The 18984-nt window shown below is 72.1% G+C and carries 20 protein-coding genes, 2 tRNA genes and 1 pseudogene; 14 read left to right on the top strand and 9 right to left on the bottom strand.

Annotated elements, in window-relative coordinates; genetic code table 11:
* A pseudogene (locus CA984_RS31020) lies at positions 1-766 on the top strand (BTAD domain-containing putative transcriptional regulator); the annotation flags it as partial.
* Between the two features lie 118 nt (positions 767-884).
* Here the strand turns inward: CA984_RS31020 and CA984_RS31015 are convergent.
* From CA984_RS31015 to CA984_RS31005, 3 genes are all read right to left on the bottom strand, one after another.
* A complete protein-coding gene (locus tag CA984_RS31015; protein ID WP_086577037.1) occupies positions 885-1526 on the bottom strand; it encodes a hemerythrin domain-containing protein in 642 nt (213 codons plus the stop codon).
* Positions 1527-1784: 258 nt separating this feature from the next.
* Positions 1785-2423, bottom strand: a complete 639-nt coding sequence (locus CA984_RS31010; protein ID WP_086577036.1) for a fasciclin domain-containing protein — start codon at positions 2421-2423, stop codon at positions 1785-1787.
* A gap of 48 nt (positions 2424-2471) precedes the next feature.
* A complete protein-coding gene (locus CA984_RS31005; RefSeq protein WP_086577040.1) occupies positions 2472-3941 on the bottom strand; it encodes a molybdopterin-dependent oxidoreductase in 1470 nt (489 codons plus the stop codon).
* A 192-nt stretch (positions 3942-4133) separates the two neighbouring features.
* Here CA984_RS31005 and CA984_RS31000 point away from each other — a divergent pair, with 192 nt between their 5' ends.
* The 6 genes from CA984_RS31000 (at position 4134) to CA984_RS30975 (ending at position 6803) form a co-directional block, all read left to right on the top strand.
* On the top strand, positions 4134-4970 hold the full coding sequence (locus CA984_RS31000) for a hypothetical protein (protein WP_086577035.1): 837 nt from the start codon (positions 4134-4136) through the stop codon (positions 4968-4970).
* Positions 4971-5073: 103 nt separating this feature from the next.
* Positions 5074-5146, top strand: a tRNA-Thr gene (locus tag CA984_RS30995).
* 202 nt (positions 5147-5348) lie between these two features.
* Positions 5349-5422: transfer RNA gene (locus CA984_RS30990), tRNA-Met, on the top strand.
* A 77-nt stretch (positions 5423-5499) separates the two neighbouring features.
* Positions 5500-5664: a 50S ribosomal protein L33 gene (gene rpmG / locus CA984_RS30985; protein ID WP_012887505.1), complete on the top strand. Its 165-nt coding sequence runs from the start codon at positions 5500-5502 to the stop codon at positions 5662-5664.
* A gap of 262 nt (positions 5665-5926) precedes the next feature.
* Positions 5927-6373, top strand: a complete 447-nt coding sequence (locus tag CA984_RS30980; RefSeq protein WP_012887506.1) for a MaoC family dehydratase N-terminal domain-containing protein — start codon at positions 5927-5929, stop codon at positions 6371-6373.
* A 1-nt stretch (position 6374) separates the two neighbouring features.
* On the top strand, positions 6375-6803 hold the full coding sequence (locus tag CA984_RS30975; protein ID WP_031164804.1) for a MaoC family dehydratase: 429 nt from the start codon (positions 6375-6377) through the stop codon (positions 6801-6803).
* Positions 6804-6932: 129 nt separating this feature from the next.
* On the opposite strand, the gene CA984_RS45625 is transcribed toward CA984_RS30975, so the two are convergent.
* The 3 genes from CA984_RS45625 to CA984_RS30965 form a co-directional block, all read right to left on the bottom strand.
* Entirely contained in the window at positions 6933-7118 is a 186-nt protein-coding gene (locus CA984_RS45625; protein ID WP_133061825.1) for a hypothetical protein, read from the bottom strand.
* A gap of 105 nt (positions 7119-7223) precedes the next feature.
* Complete coding sequence (locus tag CA984_RS30970) at positions 7224-7640, bottom strand: VOC family protein (RefSeq protein WP_086577039.1); 417 nt, start codon at positions 7638-7640, stop codon at positions 7224-7226.
* A 5-nt stretch (positions 7641-7645) separates the two neighbouring features.
* A complete protein-coding gene (locus CA984_RS30965; protein WP_242676271.1) occupies positions 7646-8026 on the bottom strand; it encodes a helix-turn-helix transcriptional regulator in 381 nt (126 codons plus the stop codon).
* A 498-nt stretch (positions 8027-8524) separates the two neighbouring features.
* On the opposite strand from CA984_RS30965, the gene CA984_RS30955 reads away from it, so the two are divergent.
* A complete protein-coding gene (locus CA984_RS30955; protein WP_133061824.1) occupies positions 8525-9793 on the top strand; it encodes a glycosyltransferase family 2 protein in 1269 nt (422 codons plus the stop codon).
* Positions 9794-9868: 75 nt separating this feature from the next.
* The gene (locus CA984_RS30950) at positions 9869-10906 is read left to right on the top strand and encodes a UDP-N-acetylmuramate dehydrogenase (protein ID WP_086577032.1); all 1038 of its coding nucleotides are present in this window, start codon (positions 9869-9871) and stop codon (positions 10904-10906) included.
* 23 nt (positions 10907-10929) lie between these two features.
* Here CA984_RS30950 and CA984_RS30945 read toward each other — a convergent pair whose 3' ends face one another.
* Entirely contained in the window at positions 10930-11736 is an 807-nt protein-coding gene (locus CA984_RS30945; protein WP_086577031.1) for an SDR family NAD(P)-dependent oxidoreductase, read from the bottom strand.
* A gap of 553 nt (positions 11737-12289) precedes the next feature.
* Between CA984_RS30945 and CA984_RS30940 the strand changes: the two genes are divergently transcribed.
* A complete protein-coding gene (locus CA984_RS30940) occupies positions 12290-12859 on the top strand; it encodes a TMEM165/GDT1 family protein (protein ID WP_086577030.1) in 570 nt (189 codons plus the stop codon).
* Positions 12860-12896: 37 nt separating this feature from the next.
* Here CA984_RS30940 and CA984_RS30935 read toward each other — a convergent pair whose 3' ends face one another.
* Positions 12897-13793, bottom strand: coding sequence for a LysR family transcriptional regulator (locus CA984_RS30935; RefSeq protein WP_086577029.1), 897 nt, complete (start codon positions 13791-13793; stop codon positions 12897-12899).
* Between the two features lie 107 nt (positions 13794-13900).
* On the opposite strand from CA984_RS30935, the gene CA984_RS30930 reads away from it, so the two are divergent.
* Both CA984_RS30930 and CA984_RS30925 read left to right on the top strand, forming a co-directional pair.
* Positions 13901-14410 carry a cupin domain-containing protein gene (locus CA984_RS30930; protein ID WP_086577028.1) on the top strand — a complete coding sequence of 170 codons (510 nt, stop codon included), beginning with the start codon at positions 13901-13903 and terminating at the stop codon, positions 14408-14410.
* 14 nt (positions 14411-14424) lie between these two features.
* The gene (locus CA984_RS30925) at positions 14425-15795 is read left to right on the top strand and encodes an MFS transporter (RefSeq protein ID WP_242676270.1); all 1371 of its coding nucleotides are present in this window, start codon (positions 14425-14427) and stop codon (positions 15793-15795) included.
* 91 nt (positions 15796-15886) lie between these two features.
* Here the strand turns inward: CA984_RS30925 and CA984_RS30920 are convergent, their stop codons facing one another.
* Complete coding sequence (locus tag CA984_RS30920; RefSeq protein ID WP_086577027.1) at positions 15887-16123, bottom strand: glutaredoxin domain-containing protein; 237 nt, start codon at positions 16121-16123, stop codon at positions 15887-15889.
* 128 nt (positions 16124-16251) lie between these two features.
* Between CA984_RS30920 and CA984_RS30915 the strand changes: the two genes are divergently transcribed.
* Complete coding sequence (locus tag CA984_RS30915; RefSeq protein ID WP_086577026.1) at positions 16252-17898, top strand: ABC transporter substrate-binding protein; 1647 nt, start codon at positions 16252-16254, stop codon at positions 17896-17898.
* Positions 17895-18984, top strand: a 1090-nt coding sequence (locus CA984_RS30910) for a hypothetical protein (RefSeq protein ID WP_207621110.1), incomplete at its 3' end; no start/stop codon positions are given. The genes CA984_RS30915 and CA984_RS30910, both read left to right, overlap by 4 nt.

Raw genomic sequence — 18984 nt, 5'->3', positions numbered from 1 at the left:
GCTGGGGGACCGGGCGGGGCTGCCCGGGTACGAGATGCAGGGCCACCACGCCCTCTACATGGTGAGCCTCGGCCGCAACGACCTGGCCGCCGCGCGCCACCACGCCGACAGGGCACTGGAGCACTCCACCAGCGGCCAGCTCGGTCTGGCGCTGAGCGTGCTGTCGATGCTGGACACGCTGGGCATGCTGATCAGGGGCGAGTTCGAGCGGGCGGATCGGTCCTACTCGGCGGCGGCCGAGCGGATGGCCGTGGCCGGCGGCGCCAACGCGACGGGCAGCGGCATCGTGGGCCGCTTCGTGGCCCGGCTGGCGGGCGGCCTGCCGCAGGACATCCCGGAGATCAAGGCCATCCACGGGTTCCTCCCCGACGACGTCTCCGAGATCCTCGTCAGGGCTCTGATCGCCGAGGGCCGGCAGGAGGAGGCCCGGACGTTCTGGCAGCCCGGCTGGAAGATCCGCAAGGACTACTACTGGCTGGTACGGCTGGCGCTGCGGGCGGAGAACGCCGTCGCCCTGGGCGACCGCGAGGTGAGTGAGCGGTGCTACGAGGAACTGCTGCCGTGGGACGGGGAGCTGGCCGGGCTCCATTCCGGGTCGATCACCATAGGGCCGGTCGCGCACATCCTGGGTGATCTCGCAGAGTCGCTGGGCCGGGACGGATCGGCCCACTACGCGACGGCGGTGCGGGTCGCCGAGCGGGCCGGCTCCCCGCACTGGGCCCGCAGGGCCGCGCAGGCCCGGGCGGGTGCCCGGGTGCGGGATTAAGCCCGGCGCTCGTACAAGGGATGGCCCGGCGCCCGGGTAAGGGATCAGTCCGGCGTCCGGGCGGGCGGCCGGGTGTCCGAGGTGGCGCTCGGGTGGGGATCAGCCCGGCGCTCGGGTCTCAGACCTCGGCGAGGGGGCCGAAGACGAGTCGCTGGCGGCGCCGGTGGCCGCCGCGCAGCAGGGAGAGCAGCAAGGCCAGGACGGGGCCGGCCATCTTGCGCAGCCGGGTGAGCTCCTCGGGCCTGGCGTACTGCTCGATCCTCGGCAGGTCGACCCTGACATCGCCGCCCTTGCGGACCGCGTCCTCGACCCTCTTCCAGTCGGCCACGGACACGTACTTCCTGATGATCGGGAAGAGCAGCCGCTCCTCCTCCTCGATGTGCTCGTCGAGCATGTCGGCGAGCCGGGTGAGCGACGTGACGAGGGCGGAGGCGTCCCGGCCGGCGGCGAACGCGGCCGCCTGGCCGTTGATCTCGGCCAGCAGGGGGTCCAGCTCGGAGTGGTCGTCGCTGAGGTCGCGCAGATCCACCTCGGCGCCGGCGGCCCGCTCGATGACGGGCCAGAGCACCTGGTCCTCCATCGTGTGATGGTGGTGGATGCCTTTGCACAGCGCGGTGACGAATCCGGCGATGGCGGTGGCGCGGGCCGCGTCGGCGGACTGCCGGCCCTCCGCCAACTCCGTGGCCAGATCGGCCAGGCGGCGGACATCGCCCCGCATGGCGCGGTGGGTGATCTGGAATCCCAGCAGTTCGGGGGTCATCGCGGGTGTCTCCTCGGTCGGTACGGCTTGCTGCCGACCATGATGTGACGGCCCACTTATGGCTTGGTTGGTGATGACTTGTCATGGGACTGGAACGGAGGACCCGCGACGTGCAGGCCTTGCAGGGGGGGCGACCCGAGACCTACGGGCCCCGGCGCGGAGGCGGACCCGCGTCCTGCGGGCCCCGCACGGGGCGAGCCGCAGCCGGCGCCCCCGCGGCCAGGCCGGTATCCGGCCTGGCCGCGGGCCGGATACCGGTTACTGCGGCATGAGCACCGTGTCGACGATGTAGACGGTGGCGTTGCCGGTGGGCACGTTGCCGCAGACGACCTTGGCGTCGTTGACGGTGTAGTCCTCGCCCGAACCCTTGACGGTCAGCTTGCCGCCCTGGAGCGTCGCCGGCGAGGCGTCGCTCAGGTCCGCCGGGGCCTTCCTCCCGGAGACCACGTGGTAGGTCAGGATCTTGGTCAGCGTGGCCTTGTCGGCCAGGACCTTGTCGAGGGTCGCCTTCGGAATCTTGGCGAACGCGTCATTGGTGGGTGCGAAGACCGTGATGTCCTTGGCGGAGTTGAGCGTGTCGACCAGGCCCGCCTTCTTGACGGCCGTGACCAGGGTGGACAGGACCGGGTTGTTGGACGCCGCGGTGGCGACCGGGTCGTCGGCCATGCCGGTGAAGCTGCCCTCGCCCGAGGCGGGCACGGCCGAGCAGGCGACGCCGAACGGGGCGTCGGCCATGGCCGGCTCCGTGGCGGCCCGGGTGGCGGTCGCGCTGGCCGAGGGGGCCGGGGTGGAGGCGGCCTCGTCCGCCGTGCCACCGCCCGCCTCCGTGCCGTTCCCGCAGGCGGCGGTGAGGGCCAGGAGCGCGAGGGCGGTCGCGGCGAATGCCGTGCTCTTCATGATCTTTCTCCTTTGGAGGTGAGGGAACTTCGAGGGGTGGGGAACCGGTCACACGACGGTGACCACGACCGAGTGCCATCCGGTCGCCCCGTCGGGGAACGGCGTCACTCGGGACGACTGCTGGGTATGGCCGGCCACGTCGGTCGCGCGGACCTCCAAGGTGTGGCTGCCGGGAGTGGCCTGCCAGGTCCAGGTCCACTGCCGCCAGGTGTCGGGGCTCGGCACGGCGGCCGTCACGGCCTCGTGCCAGGGGCCGCCGTCCACCCGGACCTCGACGCCCGCGACGCCGCGGTGCTGGGCCCAGGCGACCCCGGCCACCTGTACGGCTCCCGCCCGGAGCCGCCTGAGCGGTGCGGGGACGTCGATCCTGGACATGGTCTTGATCGGGGCGTCGGTGGCCCAGCCGCGCTCGGTCCAGTAGGCGCGCTCGTCGGCGTAGCGGGTGAGCTTGAGGGCCACGACCCACTTGGTCGCCGACACGTAGCCGTAGAGACCGGGGACGACGAGCCGGGCGGGGAAGCCGTGTTCCGCGGGGAGCGGCAGGCCGTTCATCCCGATGGCGAGCATCGCGTCCCTGCCGTCCATGACGATGTCCACCGGGGTCCCGCCGGTCCAGCCGTCGGCCGAACGGCTCAGCAGTTGGTCGGCGCCTGCCGGGATGCCCGCCTCGCGCAGGATGGTGGCCAGCGGCACGCCCAGCCAGCGGGCATTGCCGACGTAGGGGCCGCCGACCTCGTTGGAGACGCAGGCGAGGGTGATGTCGCGCTCGATCGGCCCGCGCCTGAGCACGTCGGCCATGGTCAGCTCGATCGTCCGGGTGCCGTGGACGCGGAGCGTCCAGCCGTCCAGGTCGGGGCGGGGCACGACCAGCGCGGTGTCGACCCGGTAGAACTCCGCGGCGGGGGTGACGAACGCGCTCAGGCCGGGGATGCGGAGATCGGCGCCGGCGGGCAGCGGCCGGGCCGGGGAAGCGGGCCGGGGAAGGACCAGCGCGGCACTCGAGGCGCGGGACGCCGCCAGGCGGCCGGCGGTGATGGCCGCGACGGTCCCGGCGCCGATCAGGAGGAAGGCCCTGCGACCGCCGGCCGGTGAAGCGGGCAGGGTGAGCGCGAGCAGGGTGAGCGCCCCCACGAGGGCTGCCAGCAGGGACGGCACCGTGTCCAGTGGCGCCGACGCCGGCCGGGTCGCCGCGGCGACGGCCCCGAGAACCCCCAGCCCCGCCACTCCGGCCGCCGCCGGGACCCGCCTGCCGGTCCCGGCGAGGAGGCCGAGGAGGAGGGCGAGACCCAGGAGGACGGCGATGACGGCGCCGATCAGGATGGGCTTGTCGGAGGTTCCGAAGGTGCGGACCGCGAACTCCTTCACGGGGGTGGGGGTCAGGTCGATGACCGTGCCGCCCACGACGACGACGGGGGAGGACTGGGGGCGGAGCGCCCCCGCCGCCGCCAGCTCGCCGCCGCCGAGCGCGGCCAGCGCGGACAGGAGCCCCGCCCCACCCGCTCTCACCGCGCGTCCCATGTTCGCCACGGAAGGTATTCGGAGCCGTTAGACCTCTGGTTTGGTCGTCCGCACCGTACGATTCGAAAAGCCGCCCGGCGGATGGCCGTCACTCCGCCGCCGGGCAGCTGGAAAGTCCTCCCCCCTGACCTGGCCAACCGTGCGGAAGCCGCGCGGACGACGTGCGAGAACAGTGGAAAACAGGGGGAAGGTATGCGGACAGTCACCATCGCCGCGGCGGTCGCCACGCTCGTTTCGGGCATCGTGGGCGCGGGATCCGGGACGGCCGTCGCCGAGACCGGTGCCACGGCCCCGGGGCCGATCTACGTGTTCAACCTCTACGGGGCCGAGGAGGGGCGGGCAGACCGGCGCCCGGCGAACCTGGTCGCCTCGGAGTTCAGCTCGCTCAGCGAGCTCACCTGGAAAAGGTGGGGGCCGTACGCGGCGCTCGGCACGGGCAAGCTGAGCGGGACCTGGTGCATGCCGGGCTGCCAGGAGGAGCCGTACACCGCGACGATCATTCTGGGCGGCGCGCGAACGGTGAACGGGAAGAGATACTTCACCCGTTTCGGCATCACCGGTGACTTCCCCAAGCCCGAGGAGCACGTCGACACGCTGATCGGGAACCTGCCCAAGCCCAAGCAGGCCGACCGGGCGGAGCAGGCCGACCGGGCGGAGCAGGATGACCGGACGGAGCAGAACGGTCGAGCCGAGCAGAACGACCGGGCCGAGCAGGGCAGCCGGGCCGAGCAGGACGGTCGGACCGACCAGGCTGACCGGACCGACCGAACTGACCGGGCCGACCGGGCTGACCGGGCTGAGCAGGGCGGTCGCGCCGAGCACGCCGACCGGGGTAGTCGTGCGGAGGAGGCGGAACAAGGCGGCCGGACCGACCGGACCGACCGCGCCGACCGGGCGGAGCAGGGGGGGCGCGCCGAGCACGCCGGCCGGGCTGAACAAGGCGGCCGGGGTGACCGCGCGGACCGGGCGGAGCAGCCCGGCCGGGCCGAGCACGCCGGCCGGGCGGAGCGCGGGCACCGGTGGCGCTGACGACGGAGCGGTGATGATCCGCCAGGTCCCTGTTTGATTTCGCATCGCGCTGCCGAGGCGTGTATGGTTACACCTGTCCGCAGCGCGAAAGCGAAGCAGACAGGCCCCTTTAGCTCAGTCGGCAGAGCGTCTCCATGGTAAGGAGAAGGTCTACGGTTCGATTCCGTAAAGGGGCTCAACAGCCTAAAAGCCCTAGCCACCCGGTTAGGGCTTTCGGCTTGGGTAGGCCGTGACGGTCACCCGAAAACACTCAAGGTTCCCGGCGAGCGAGCGGGCATACTGGGGAAACCCAGAAGCGATGCCCCTGACCTGCACAAGTACGCAGGCAGTCTGCGCGTCGGGTATCCTTGCGGGGGCCGGTCGATTTCGTCGGCCCAAGGCGGAGTAGCTCAGCCAGGCAGAGCAAACGGCTCATAATCGTTGTGTCGCCGGTTCAAGTCCGGCCTCCGCTACTACCCTCCCGGGTTCCCCTCATAAGGGGAGCTGGGCTGGGTTGTCCACAGTCCCGAACGTAGAAAGGCACTCCCAAGTGGCTGCCACCGACGTTAGGCCGAAGATCACGCTGGCCTGCCAGGAGTGCAAGCACCGCAACTACATCACGCGGAAGAACCGGCGCAACGACCCGGATCGGCTTGAGCTGAAGAAGTACTGCCCGAACTGCAAGACGCACAAGGCGCACCGCGAGACTCGCTAAGTCTCTGCGAAGCCTCCCGGCTCTCGGCGGGAGATGGGTACTTCAGTAGCACTCACATACTCAACGTAGACCGGCGTCCTCGTGGGGGGCGCCGGTTTGTCGTATCTTCACAGCTTTCCCGTCCGGGTGTTGACCATGCTCGACAGCCGGTGCCGGGCGAGGGCCGGGCTACGGTTTCCTGGTGGCCGACCCGGGGAGCAGACCCCGGAATCTTGTTCTGTTACTGTCGGCCTCACCAGCTCGGTATCCGCAAAGGAGCACGATGGCTCTGAACCGTGATTTCGTCGGGCGGGCGTCCGCGCCTTCCGCGCCCTACGAGGTCAGCCGCGTGAAGATCAAAGAGTTCGCGACGGCGATCGGCGACAACAACCCGATCTACCGGGACAGGGAGGCCGCACAGGCCGCCGGTCATCCGGACGTGGTCGCGCCGCCCACCTTCCCCATCGTGTTCAGCCTGGCCGGCGGGACGATCCTGGCCGACCCCGAACTCGGCCTGAACTTCGCCATGGTCGTCCACGGCGAGCAGCGCTTCGAGTACCAGCGGCCGATCCACGCCGGTGACGAGCTGGTCAGCGTCTCCACGGTGACCGACATCCGCAGCGTCGGCCGCAACGAGCTCATCACGGTCAAGAGCGACGTCACCACCGTCGACGGTGAGCCCGTCTGCACGACCTACAACACCATCGTCGAGCGCGGAGGGGCGGGCTGAGATGGCAGCGACTGTCAAGTACGACGAGGTCGAGACGGGGCAGCAGATCCCGCCCGCCGACTATCCGGTCCGCCGCGTCAACCTGGTGATGTACGCCGGAGCCTCCGGTGACTTCAACCCCATCCACTGGAACGAGCGCTTCGCCAAGACCGTCGGCCTGCCCGACGTCATCGCGCACGGCATGTTCACCATGGCCCAGGGCGGCCGGTTCGTCACCGACTGGGCCGGCGACCCCGGCGCGATCGTCGACTACGGCGTGCGGTTCTCGTCCATGGTGGTCGTCCCGGACGACGAGCAGGGCGCCGTCATCACGGTGAGCGGCGTCATCGAGGAGAAGCTGGAGGACAACCGCGTGGTGGTCGCGCTGACCGCCAGGTCCGGCGACTCCCGGGTGCTCTCCAAGGCCCGCGCGGTGGTCCAGCTCGCCTAGTGATCCTTGGTCGCCGGCACCCCAGCCGTAGACCGTGATGTCGCCGGTCAGGCCGGCGCGGAGACGGCTGCGGCCACCGATGATCGTCGTGAGTCGTGTGGACAGAAGAAGAGCATCGGTGGCCGCGGGTCACAGCGTGGCGCCTGCCCGGTGGCGGTCGATGCCCGACCAGGTGATGGAGCGGATCGCGGGCCGGCCCGCCCGGGTCGGCCCCCGACGCCGGGCACGGGCGTCGGTGCCGGGCCTGCCGAGGGTGCCGGACCTGGCGAGGAAGAACTGCCAGACCCTGACCGGGCACGCGGGCGATGCCGGCACCGAGCCGGGCCAGCGACGGCCACTACCGACGGCGGGCGGCCGCACGGTCGTGACCGGGTGCTTCGGTCCGACGGCAGGGGAGCGCCCGGTCCGCGGGACCGGAGCTCACTGCCTGCGGGGCTGGCTGAAACGCACCATGTTGCCGGAGGGATCGCGGAAGGCGCAGTCGCGCACGCCGTACGGCTGGTCGACCGGCTCCTGCAGCACCTCGCCACCCGCCGCGTGGATGCGCTCGAAGGTGGCGTCGCAGTCGTCGGTCCCGAAGATGACGCCGCGCAGCAGGCCCTTCGCCAGCAGTTCCGCCGCGGCCTCCTTGTCGGCGGGCGAGGCGTTCGGGTCACCGATGGGCGGTTCGAGGACGATGTCCACGTCAGGCTGCGACGGAGCGCCGACGGTCACCCAGCGCATCCCCTCGAACCCGACGTCGTTGCGCACCTCCAGGCCGAGAGCGTCCCGGTAGAAGGTGAGCGCCTTGTCGTGGTCGTCGACGGCGATGAAGGTCTGCGAAAGTTTGATGTCCATGCGGTTCACATTATGGGCGGGGAGCCGGATCCGGCTTCTCCATTCCTGACCGGTCGCGTGTAGACCTTGGCGACACAGGCAGGGATGGCGGCGCCCTCGTCATGGCGGCGAGCCCGGTATGAGCTCGGGCTCTCGCCGATCAGCTCGGTGAACCGCGAGCTGAACGATCCCAGCGATGTGCAGCCGACCGCGAAGCAGACCTCCGTCACCGTCAGGTCACCCCGCCGCAGCAGCGCCTTGGCCCGCTCGATCCGGCGCGTCATCAGGTAGCTGTACGGCGACTCCCCGAAGGCGGCGCGAAAGCTGCGGGAGAAATGGCCCGGCGACATGAGGGCGACGCGGGCCAGCGCCGGAACGTCGAGCGGCTCCGCGTAGTCGCGGTCCATCCGGTCACGGGCCCGGCGCAGCCGGACGAGGTCCTCCAACGTCACGCGACCACCATCCCACAGCGCCACGACGCCGCCGGTGCCGGCGGGTCCGGGCCAATGGTCAGGCCTGTCCGGAGCGGTGGTCCGGCGCGTTCGCGCCGCTGGTCCGGCCCGCTCGATCGCGGCTCGCGGGCCGGGAGCTGATTCTTCCCCCGGTCCGTGGGTAGCGTCCGGAGTTGACATCCTCCCCTCCCTGAAGGGAGGGGATTCCCACGGTCGCCCGTGAGAATTCCTGCTTCACCGCCAGCCGCCCGCCAGGAGAAAGGCTCCCTTGAGGTCTTACACCGGCTCCACAGGCGTTTCACCTCTCCGCCAGCCCGGCGGCGAGGATATTGCCGATCACGCGAGCAGCGGCTTGGTTATCGCCGCCGCCGAACACGTTACCGAATCGCGCGCCGCCGCGCCGCGTTTCCTCCCCCGCCCGAAGGCGGGGGTATCCACGCTCAAGGAGATTTGATGAACGAAGTACCACCTCACGTGACGGGGCTCGCCGAGCAGCGGGCCAGGGCGCGGGCCGGCCGTGACTACGCCGGGGCCGACGCGCTCCGCGACAAGATCGAAGCAGAGGGCTGGCTCGTCCGCGACACCGGGGACGGCTTCGAGCTCACTCCCAGGCCCCCTTTCGAGGTGTGGCCCACGGTGGCCTCCGTCCCCGAACCCGGGGCGGGCGACCGGCCGCCCGGACAGGCCGGCGTCGCGGATTCCGGTGCCGCGGGCTCCGGTGCCGCGGGCTCCGGCGCTCCGGGCTCCGGGGCCGCCGGCCGTGACGCCGCCTCCATGGACGCCGGCCGGGTCGCCGAGGCCGCAGATCCTTCCGCCCGGCCCGAACGGCTCGGCGATCTGGACGCCGAGCGGGTCGCCGCGACCGAGGCGGCGCCCAAGCAGAAGCCGGAAGGCGCCGAACTCGTCGGCCGCTCGGACGATCACGAAGGCCATCCCGAGCGGACGATCTCCTCCCAGCTGCTGTGGGACGGGAGCCTGTCGGTGTCGCGGCTCGACGAGACGATCACCCCGGCCGAGCCGCACAAACCCGCCGTCTCGCCGACCGTGACCGTCGGTCTCGTCGTCGACGGCTGGCCCGATGACCTGCGAGACTGCGTCCGCGCGCTGGTCGCCCGGACCGAGGCCAGGATCATCGGCCTGGACCTGGGAAACGTGGACGGCGCCGGGGTCGTCCTGGAGGAGCTGGCCGAGGAGTTTCCCCGCAGGGTGGAGGCCTGGCACGTGGCCGAGACCCCGCACTGGAGGGGAGGCACGGCGGAGTGGGGCGAGAGTCGTACCAAGCTGCTGAAGCTCGACACCTCCGACGTGCACGTCGTGATGGAGACCTCCACGATCCTGGACGGCGACGCGATCACTCCGCTGGTCAAGGTGCTGACCGACGACGTGGCCGCGGCGGGCTGGAAGGGCGTGAACCCCGGGGCGGACGGTCATGAGTGGCATGACGCCGAGCCCGGCGAGGTCCGCGGGCTGCTCGGCCATCTGTTCGCGGTCAGGCGTGACGCCGCGCTCGCGGTGGGCGGCTTCCCCGAGGGCGCCCGCTATTACCGTAACGCCGACCTGGAGTTCTCCCTCACGCTCCCCGGCACCCTCGTCGCCCTCGACAGGGACCTGCCGGTCCACCAGGAACGGCACCGCGGTTATCACGACGTCGATCCCGACTACCGCGACAGGGAGTCCCGCAGGACCTATGACCGCGTGCTGAGGCTGCTCCAGGACACGTAGGCGGTTCCCCGACGCGCGGGCCGCCCGGCGGCACGTAGGCTGGTCGCGGATTTCGGCCGGGTGGTGGGGAAGCGCATGACTGAGCGGGTTTCAGGGGTACGGCTGGCGCCGTACACGACGGTGGGGCTGGGCGGACCGGCCGGGGCTTTCGTGACGGCGGGTTCGGCGGAGGAGATCGTCGAGCTGGTGGCCGCGGCGGACCGGGCGGGTGAGCCGGTGCTCGTGCTCGGCGGCGGCAGCAACCTGGTCGTGTCGGACGAGGGCTTCGACGGGCTGGTCGTGCGCGTCGCCTCGCGGGGGATCGAGGTCGACGGGGACCGGGTCACCGTGCAGGCCGGGGAGGACTGGGACGCGCTGGTGGCCCGCACGGTGGCGGAGGGGCGCTCGGGGATCGAGTGTCTGTCCGGGATCCCGGGTCTGGTCGGGTCCACGCCGATCCAGAACGTCGGGGCCTACGGGCAGGAGGTCTCGCAGACGATCACCGGGGTGCGGGTCTACGACCGCAAGTCCGGTGAGGTGAGCGACCTGGCCGCGGGGGAGTGCGGGTTCGCCTACCGGCACAGCGCCTTCAAGGAGGAGGCCGGGCGGTACGTCGTCCTGGCGGTCACCTACGGGCTGGCCGAGGACGGGATGTCCGGCCCGGTCGCCTACCGGGAGCTGGCCGCCAGGCTGGACGTCGCCCTCGGCGAGCGGGTGCCGCTGGCACAGGCCCGCGCGGCGGTGCTGGAGCTGCGCCGGGGCAAGGGGATGGTGCTCGATCCCGACGACCCGGACTCCCGGAGCGCGGGATCGTTCTTCACCAACCCGCTCCTCACCGCCGGTGAGGCGGCCGAGCTGGAGMTGCGCGCCCCCGGTTTCCCCCGCTGGGACATGCCGGACGGCTCCGTCAAGGTCCCTGCGGCCTGGTTGATCGAGAACGCCGGGTTCCCCAAGGGCTACCGGCGTGGCCCGGCGCGCATCTCCACCAAGCACACCCTTGCCATGACAAATCCGGAACTGACGGCAACGACCGCGGACCTCCTCGACCTCGCCCGTGAGGTCCGGGACGGGGTGCTGGAGAAGTTCGGCGTCACCCTCGTCAACGAGCCCGTGATGGTCGGCACCCACCTCTGACCGTACGGCGGGCGGCCCGGCGGTCAGATCTCCTTGAGGAACCCGGCGTCGACGGCGAAGTCCGCGCCGGTCGTGCTCGCCGAGCGCGGCGAGGCGAGCAGGGCGATCACGTCGGCGACCTCCTGCGGCTCGACGAGGCGCCCGGTCGACAGCTTCATCATCTCCGGTGCGACGCTGTTGATCACGGTGTCGCGGTCGGTGCCCGCCTGGGCGGCGATGATGTCGGCCGCGCCTCCCTCCTCGGTCCACCACGCCGTCCGCACGGGCCCGAGGGAGAGGGTGTTCACCCGGATGCCCTGCGGCGCGAACTCCTCCGACAGGGCCTTGGTCAGGTTGTTCAGGCCCGCCTTGGCGGCGTTGTAGTCGACGTTCATCGGGGCGGGCAGCTTGGCGCCGCCCGAGGAGACGTTGACGATCGAACCGCCGCCCCGCGCCAGCATCGCCGGGATGGCGGCACGGACGGCCCGCACCACCGAGAACAGGTTGAACTCGAACATCGCCCGCCAGTCCTCGTCGTCCGGGGTCAGGAACCCGAACCGGGGCAGCGACACGCCGGGCGGAGGGCCGCCGGCGTTGTTGACCAGGATGTCGAGCCCGCCGAACTCCTCCACGGCCCGCGCCACGGCCTGGCCGGGTGCTTCGGGGTCCATCAGGTCGACCGGCACGTGGAGCAGGTTGTCGCCGCCGAGCGCCGCCAGCTCCGGGGTGCTCTTGCGCGAGGCGGCCACGACGCGGACGCCCTCGTCGAGCAGGGTGCGGGTGACGGCCAGGCCGATGCCCTTGGAGGCGCCGGTGACGACCGCGACGCGGCCGGAAAGCTGCAGATCCATGGATGTCCTTCGGGTGGTTGTCCTCGGCCCCGCCCGGTCGGCGGGGGATCTTGACACGGGCAAACGTATGCCCAGCGTGCGGCCCCGATCCGGCGGAATTCGGACCAGCAGATCCGGCTGAATTCGGACCTGCAATCCGGCATGACCGCCCCGGTGCATCGGCGGCCGGAACGCGCCGGCGTCGTGAGTCGCCGACGGCCAGGCCGGGGTGTCGCCATCCCGGTCCTGGTCAGATCGCACGCCCGGGGGCACTCCGGGCGTCACCGCCGGAGATGAGGCGCCGAGGGGTCGGGAAAGGTCCCGTGCCGGGGAATCAGCAGGTGCTTGTGGCTGTTAGGGTCGGGTGGAAACACCCGAAGGGGAGTAGTCCCAATCGCGTGATCGACATGCTGGCGTCTCAGGGCGCCCGGTCGCGCGGGCCCGGAGTCCGAACGGATCCAGGCGGACGAGACCTTCGGCCTGGCAGGCATACACCGATGCTGCCGGGCCGAAGCGTGCCCGGCTCCCGGGTGCCCCCTTCCGGCCCGGTCGCGCGCGCGGAAGGGCAATCTCGTTGGAAGCGTTCTGGATCAGCCTCGCTGTGATCTTCGTCGCCGAGCTCGGCGACAAGAGCCAGCTCATGGCGATGACCTTCGCGACCCGGTTCAAGCCGTGGCCGGTCCTGGCCGGCATCACCCTGGCCACCGCCGTCGTCCACCTGGTCAGCGTCGGCCTGGGCCGGCTGGCCGGTGACCTGATCCCCACCACGGCGATCACCATCGTCGCGGGCATCGCGTTCCTCGGCTTCGCCGTGTGGACGCTGCGCGGCGACGAACTGACCGAGGAGGAGTCGCAGAAGGCGCAGCGCACCACCCGGTCGGCGATCATCGCCGTGACCGTCGCCTTCTTCCTCGCCGAGCTCGGCGACAAGACCATGCTCGCCACCATCACGCTGGCCACCCAGCACGGCTGGTTCGGCACCTGGCTCGGTTCGACGGTCGGCATGGTCGCCGCCGACGCGCTGGCCATCGCGGTCGGCCGGATGCTCGGCAAGCACCTGCCCGAGAAGATCATCCGGTACGGCGCCGCCGCCGCGTTCGCGATCTTCGGTGTCATCCTGCTGGTCGAGCCCCTGCTGACCTGACCGGGCCGTGTCATTGGTCCGTGGCCGTCCGGTCCGCTCATGACGCCGGTCGGTCGCCGTCCTGCGGGTTCACCCCGAACGAGGTGAGCAGGTGCCGCAGGGCGGCGGTGAGCGGTCTGTCGCGGACGGCGAGCGAGGTGATGACGGCCGGCCCGGCAAGCGGCCGGAAGGCCACGCGGAACGCGGGCGGCAGCCCCGAGACCTCGTAGAAGACCGTCCAGGAGGGGGCGCCTGTCCCGATCTCGGCCAGGGTCTCCTGCAGGCTGGTGAACGGCGGTCCCGGTGGCGGGTCGATCCCGGCCGCGCGGCAGGCACCGGTGATCAGGTCGTGGAAGGGCGGGTTCTTCTCTCGCGGGGCCAGCCGGAGGGGCAGGCGCGCGAGCTGCTCCAGGCGCAGCGACGGCTCGGCCGCCAGGGGGTGGGTCGAGGGGAGAGCCACGTACAGCGGGTCGGTCCAGACGGGGACCAGCCGCAGCCCGGGGGCCGAGGTCAGGGCGCGCACGAGCGCGGCGTCCAGTTCGCCCGAGCGCACGGCCGCCAGCCGGTCGGCCAGCGGGGCGTCCTTGAGCCGGACCTGCAGGCGGGGCGCGATGGCGGCCAGCTCGGCCAGGGTGCGGTAGAGCCGGTCTCCCGGCCCGTGGACCGTGCCCAGCCGCAGGATGCCGTCCGTGCCCGCCGTGATCTCGGCCGCGACCTGCCGGGCGCGGTGTGCCGCGGTGAGCACGGCTCTGGCCTCGGGCAGCAGGCGCTCTCCCGCGGCGGACAGATGGACGTGCCGGGTCGAGCGGTCGAAGAGCGGCAGCCCGAGCTCCCGCTCCAACCTGCGGATCTGCTGGCTCACCGCGGACTGCACGATGTTCAGGCGCTCGGCGGCCCGGCTGAATCCTCCCTCCTCCGCGACGGCGAGGAAGTACTCCAGCTGCCGGAGCTCCACAGCCCCTCCATTCATCACGATCGCTGATTTCTGCAGGTGACAACTGCTTCTGGTTCACAGGGTGTTCCCGCGCTCGAATGGGACGCGAACACCTGGAAGGAGTGGGCATGTCCATCAATGACCCAGATATGAGCCGTGCCGTGGTCGTCCGCGCGGAGAGCGCCGAGGTGGTGGAACTGTCGGCGGGGAGTGCGTTCCGGCTTCTGGCCGACGCCAGTGGCACCTGGGGCGCGCTCGGCGTCAACCGCCTCTCGCTGAGCAGCGGCGCCCAGGGAGCCGGTCCGCACTGTCACACGCTGTCCTCGGAGGCGTTCTACGTGCTCGACGGGGTCATGGAGTTCCTTCTCGGCGACCGGGTGACCACGGTGGCCGGGGGCGACCTCCTGGTGGTGCCGCCGAGGACGCCGCACGCGTTCGGCGCCGCCCCCGGTTCGACCGCCGAGGTGCTGGTGGTCATGACGCCCGGCGTCGAGCGCTTCGGCTACTTCCGGCACCTCGGGCGCGTCGCCCATGGTCAGGAGGCCGCCGACAGCCTGCTGGCCGTACAGGAACGCTATGACGTCCACTTCGTGAGCAGCGCGGCCTGGCAGGCAGCGCGGACCTCCGTCACCCGATGAGAGAAGCACCGTCCATGTCTTCCCCCTCTGCCACCGGGCAGCCGTCCGTCGTGGCCGCCGATCCCGCCCCGATCGGGCTGTTCTCGACCGCGGTACGGCTCGGCGCCCTGTTCGGGCCCGCGGTGTTCGGCGTCACCGCGGCGGGTGTCGCGCTGCCCGAGGTCGCGGCCGCGCTGCACGCCGGACCCGCCGCGGTGGCCTGGGTCCTCACCGCGCACGCCCTCGCGCTCGGCATCGGCACCGCGGTCTTCGGGCGGCTGGCCGACTCCTGGGGCGTGCGGGCCGCTCTCACCGCCGGCTCGCTGGTCCTGGCGGCCGGTGCCGTGTGCTGCCTGAGGGCCCCGAACCTGGGCGTGTTGATCGCCGGCCGCCTGGTGCTCGCCGCCGGGTCGGGGGCGATGACCGCCGGCTGCCTTGCCCTGCTGGCCGCCGTCGATCCGGCCGGACGGGCCAGGGTGCTGGCCGCCTACGGCGGCGTCATGGCGCTGTTCGCGGCCGGTGCCACGCTGATCGGCGGCATGGCGACGACCTGGCTGTCGTGGCGGGTCACCCTCGTGCTGCCGGCGCTGTCACTACTGGCTGTGCCGTTCTGCCTGGGTCTGGCCACCAGGCCGGGATCGCGCAGGCCGGTGGACGTGGCCGGCGCGTCCCTGCTCGCCGCCGCGGCCGCCTCGCTGCTGCTCCTGATCCAGGCACCGGCGCTGGACCTGCCGGGTGCGGTCGCCGCGGTGGTCGCGGCCGTGCTGGTGCTGTCCTGGGCGGGCCTGGCCCGGCAGGTCCGGCGCAGAGCGGACGGCTTCGTGCCACGCTCCGTGGTGGGCGACGCGGGATTCTGGATCGCGGCGGCCATCGGCGTCGGCGTCTACGGCGGGCTGTTCGCCGCGATGTACGCGGTGCCCCAGATCCTGGCCAGAACCCATGGCTGGAGCGTGCTCGCCGTCGGCGCCGCGCTGCTGCCGGGCGCGGTGGTGGGCGCCGTGCTGTCCCGCATGGCGGGCCGTCTCGGCGCCCGCACCGGCCGGCGGCTCCTGGCCGGCGCCACCACCGTGACGGGCGTCATCATGGCCGTGTCCGGGATCACGGGCGGCGGGGCGTGGCTCCTGGTCGCGGGCACCTCGCTCGCTCTGGCCTCCTTCGCCCTCACCCAGGTGGTGCTCACGGGGGAGATGTCTGCCCGGCTCCCGCTGCCCTTGCGCGGCGCGGGCATGGGGCTGCTCAACCTCGCCTTCTTCGTCGGCGGCGGCGTCGGCTCCGCCGTGGCCGGCGCGCTGGCCCCGTCGATGGGCCTGTCCCGGGTGCTCGTCGTGGTGGCGTGCTTCCCGCTGGCCGCGGCGGCGCTCGCGCTGACCCAGGTGCGCGCCCCGAAGGGCGAGCCGGGGCGCTGATCCCCGGCCCGGAACGCCGACCGGCCGATCGGGCGCCGGCCGGTCGGACACCGATCGCCAGGGCGCAGGTCTGCCATCGATCGGCGACCGCTCAGGCCAGGCGGGCTTCGATCTCCCAGACGCTGGGGTTGACCAGGGCCGATCCGTCGGGCAGGACCACGGTCGGGATCAGCCAGGAGCCGTTGTTGAGTTCGGTGATGAGCTCGATCGCGCCCGGCGTCCGGTCGACGTCCACCTCGGTGAAGGGGATGTCCGCGCGGGTGAGCCCCTCCTTCAGCCGGTGGCAGTGGCCGCACCAGGGGGCGCTGTAGACGGTGAGGGAGGCCATGAATTCCCCATTCAACAGGTGGGTTTGACCGGAATGCTACCTAGCGAATACTCTCCTGTGCCAAGTGGATAGTAATGGTAGACGCAGCAGCTAGGTGAGCTGGCTGGTCGCATGAAAGTGGGTCCCCCGTGCCCGATCTCCCCGATGTCGCCCTCACCCGACGCTCTCTTCTGAGATCCATCGCCATCGTGGGAGGCCTGGCCGCGGTCCCGGCTCTCGCCACGGCCTGCGGCTCGGACGGCCCGGCGGCCTCGCCCGGGGGCGCCGGCGGAGCGGCGAAGACCCTCGACGTCCTGAGGGTCGCGCTGCCCTCCTCCATCAGCTCGCTGGACGCGAGCAAGGAGGCGGGCATCATGAACTACGTCGTCGCCCTCCTCTGCCAGGAGGCGCTCGTCGGAGTCGGCCAGGACGGCAGCCTCCAGCCGGCCCTGGCCGAGTCGTGGAGCCGTAAGGACCCGAAGACCTACGTCTACAAGATCCGCAGTGGCGTGACCTTCGCCGACGGGACGCCGCTGACCGCCGACGACATCGTGGCCAGCCTCGACCTGCACGCCAAGAAGGGCTCCACCTCGGCCTTCGCCTACGCCTACGCCAACGTCGACAAGATCGAGGCCGGCGGCCCCGCCGAGGTGACCATCACGCTGAAGCAGCCCGACGCGTCCTTCGCCTGGACCCCGTCGCCGGGGACCCTTCTCGTGACGAGCCGCAGGTTCATCGAGGCCACCGGCCAGGACATCGGCACCCCCACCGGGAAGATCCTCGGGACCGGGCCGTACCGGGTGACCGAGTTCGCGCCCGACTCGCACGTGACGCTGGAGCGCAACGACGCCTGGTGGGGCGGCAAGGCGCCGTACCGCCAGATCCGGCTCGACTTCATCCCCGAGGAGTCCACCCGGCTGCTCGCCATGCGGGGCGGCTCGGTCGACGTCGCGCTGAACGTGCCCGCCGAGCAGATCGACCAGTGGAAGGCGGTCTCCGGCGTCGAGCTGAAGACGGCCAGCGACCGTTCCCTGGTCACGCTCGCCTTCAACACCGCCAAGAAGCCGTGGGACGACATCCACGTCCGCAGGGCGGTCGCCCACGCGGTCGACCGGGACGGCATCGTGCGCAGCGTCCTGCGCGGCCACGGTCAGGTCGCCACCACCGTCCCCGACCCCGCCCAGTGGGGCGGCGTGCTCGGCGAAGCCGAGGTCAAGAGCCTGTACGAGAGCATCCCGCAGTACGGCTTCGACCTCGCCAAGGCCCGTGCCGAGCTGGCCCAGTCGTCGGTCCCCGGCGGCTTCAGCGACGTGCTGACCTACCCCGGCAGCGGACCGCAGCTCGGCAGGGCCGCGCTCACCCTCGCGCAGAACCTCAAGACCATCGGGATCACCCTGGAGGTCAAGGAGGTCCCGCTGGAGCAGTGGATCGCCGAGCTCGGCAAGCACGCCTCCGGCGTCTACCTCGGCTGGTACTTCGCGACGACGGGCGATCCGTCGGAGTACATCCAGCAGCTTCTCAACGGCGCCTTCGTCGGCGAGAACGGTTCCAACATCGCCGAGTACGCCGACGACGAGGTGACCGGGCTGCTCGACGAGGCCAAGAAGGGCACCGACGAGGCGGCCCGGGGCAAGCTCCTCGGGGAGGCGCTGGTCAAGGCCGCCGCCGACGTCCCCTACCAGCCGCTGTGGTGGGGCGAGGCGGCGACCGCGTTCGGTCCCGGCGTCGGTGCCGCGGACTTCGGGCCCTACTTCTTCGTCGGCCCCTGGGCCGCCAACCTCTCCACCCGCTCGTGACCGGGCCGGAAGGTCCGACGGCGCCGGAGACGCTCACGACGCAGACAGACGCGCGCCGGACATCGTCGGAAGCGTCGCCGGACGCGAGCCGGGCGCCCTCGGGAACACGGCCGGCCCCGCCGGAGGCGCGGGCCGCGCTGCTGGAGGCGCACGACGCGCTGACCGGGCTGCGGGTGCCCGAGAGCGTGACGCTGGACCCGGCGGGCGGTCGCGTCGCCTGCGTCCTGCCGCTCGCGGACGCGGGACCGGTCGCGCACGTGCTCGACCTCGGGCGGGCGGGCGCGCCCGTCCCGGTGCCCGAGGCGCCGGAGCGGTGGCACGCGCTGACGCGCTGGCTGCCGGACGGGCGGCTGCTGCTCGCCTCCGGCGAGGGGCCCGGTCTCGACCACGTCGAGGTCCGCGCCGGCGACGACCTCACCCCCGTATGGCGGGTCCGGGCGGACGGCGAGATCGAGGACCTGGTCGCGGGCGACGACGGGACCGTGCTCGTACGGACCGCCGACCCCGGCAGCGAGCGCGACGGCAGCCACCTCGGACTCCGGGTCCACGACGGGTCCGACCCCTTCGTCCGCACCCCGGGCGGGCGGTTGCGCCGGCTGGCCTGGGCCGAGGTCGGCGACGCCCGCCTGCGGCCGATCCCGGTCGAGGGGCTGACCGTCTGGGACGCCGACTGGCGGGACGGCGTCGCGCTCGCCGTGACCTCGGCCGACGAGACACCCGCGGGGTACTACCGGCCCAGGCTCGACCTGATCGACCGCGAGACCGGCGCGACCCGGACCCTCCTGCGCACCACCTGGCAGCTCAGCCGCCCCCGGCTGGCGCCCGGCAGGCGCGCCGCCGTGGTGGTCGAGGGGCTGTCCATCGTCTCCGGCCGGATCATCCACGTCGACCTGGTCACCGGAGAGGCGACGACGCTGGCCGCCGTCGACGACGTCACCGACCTCGGCTGGCTGGACGGGAACACCCTGTGGTTCACCGGCTGGTCGGGCACCGGGACGCACGGCGGCACGCTGACCGCCGACGGCCGCACGCTGACCCGCTGGACGGCCTGGGGCACCCTGGGCGGGCGGGACGGGCCGCCGTCGC

The sequence above is a fragment of the Streptosporangium minutum genome, from assembly GCF_002149035.1.
Taxonomy (GTDB): Bacteria; Actinomycetota; Actinomycetes; order Streptosporangiales; family Streptosporangiaceae; genus Streptosporangium; species Streptosporangium minutum.
This window is presented reverse-complemented; position numbering and strand designations above follow the sequence as displayed.

Coding starts and splice junctions, on each gene's coding strand:
- CA984_RS31015 (WP_086577037.1), bottom strand. CDS start 1,526: ATGACCCCCGAACTGCTGGGATTCCAGATCACCCACCGCGCCATGCGG.
- CA984_RS31010 (WP_086577036.1), bottom strand. CDS start 2,423: ATGAAGAGCACGGCATTCGCCGCGACCGCCCTCGCGCTCCTGGCCCTC.
- CA984_RS31005 (WP_086577040.1), bottom strand. CDS start 3,941: ATGGGACGCGCGGTGAGAGCGGGTGGGGCGGGGCTCCTGTCCGCGCTG.
- CA984_RS31000 (WP_086577035.1), top strand. CDS start 4,134: ATGCGGACAGTCACCATCGCCGCGGCGGTCGCCACGCTCGTTTCGGGC.
- CA984_RS30980 (WP_012887506.1), top strand. CDS start 5,927: ATGGCTCTGAACCGTGATTTCGTCGGGCGGGCGTCCGCGCCTTCCGCG.
- CA984_RS30975 (WP_031164804.1), top strand. CDS start 6,375: ATGGCAGCGACTGTCAAGTACGACGAGGTCGAGACGGGGCAGCAGATC.
- CA984_RS30970 (WP_086577039.1), bottom strand. CDS start 7,640: ATGGACATCAAACTTTCGCAGACCTTCATCGCCGTCGACGACCACGAC.
- CA984_RS30965 (WP_242676271.1), bottom strand. CDS start 8,026: ATGGACCGCGACTACGCGGAGCCGCTCGACGTTCCGGCGCTGGCCCGC.
- CA984_RS30955 (WP_133061824.1), top strand. CDS start 8,525: ATGAACGAAGTACCACCTCACGTGACGGGGCTCGCCGAGCAGCGGGCC.
- CA984_RS30945 (WP_086577031.1), bottom strand. CDS start 11,736: ATGGATCTGCAGCTTTCCGGCCGCGTCGCGGTCGTCACCGGCGCCTCC.
- CA984_RS30930 (WP_086577028.1), top strand. CDS start 13,901: ATGTCCATCAATGACCCAGATATGAGCCGTGCCGTGGTCGTCCGCGCG.
- CA984_RS30925 (WP_242676270.1), top strand. CDS start 14,425: ATGTCTTCCCCCTCTGCCACCGGGCAGCCGTCCGTCGTGGCCGCCGAT.
- CA984_RS30920 (WP_086577027.1), bottom strand. CDS start 16,123: ATGGCCTCCCTCACCGTCTACAGCGCCCCCTGGTGCGGCCACTGCCAC.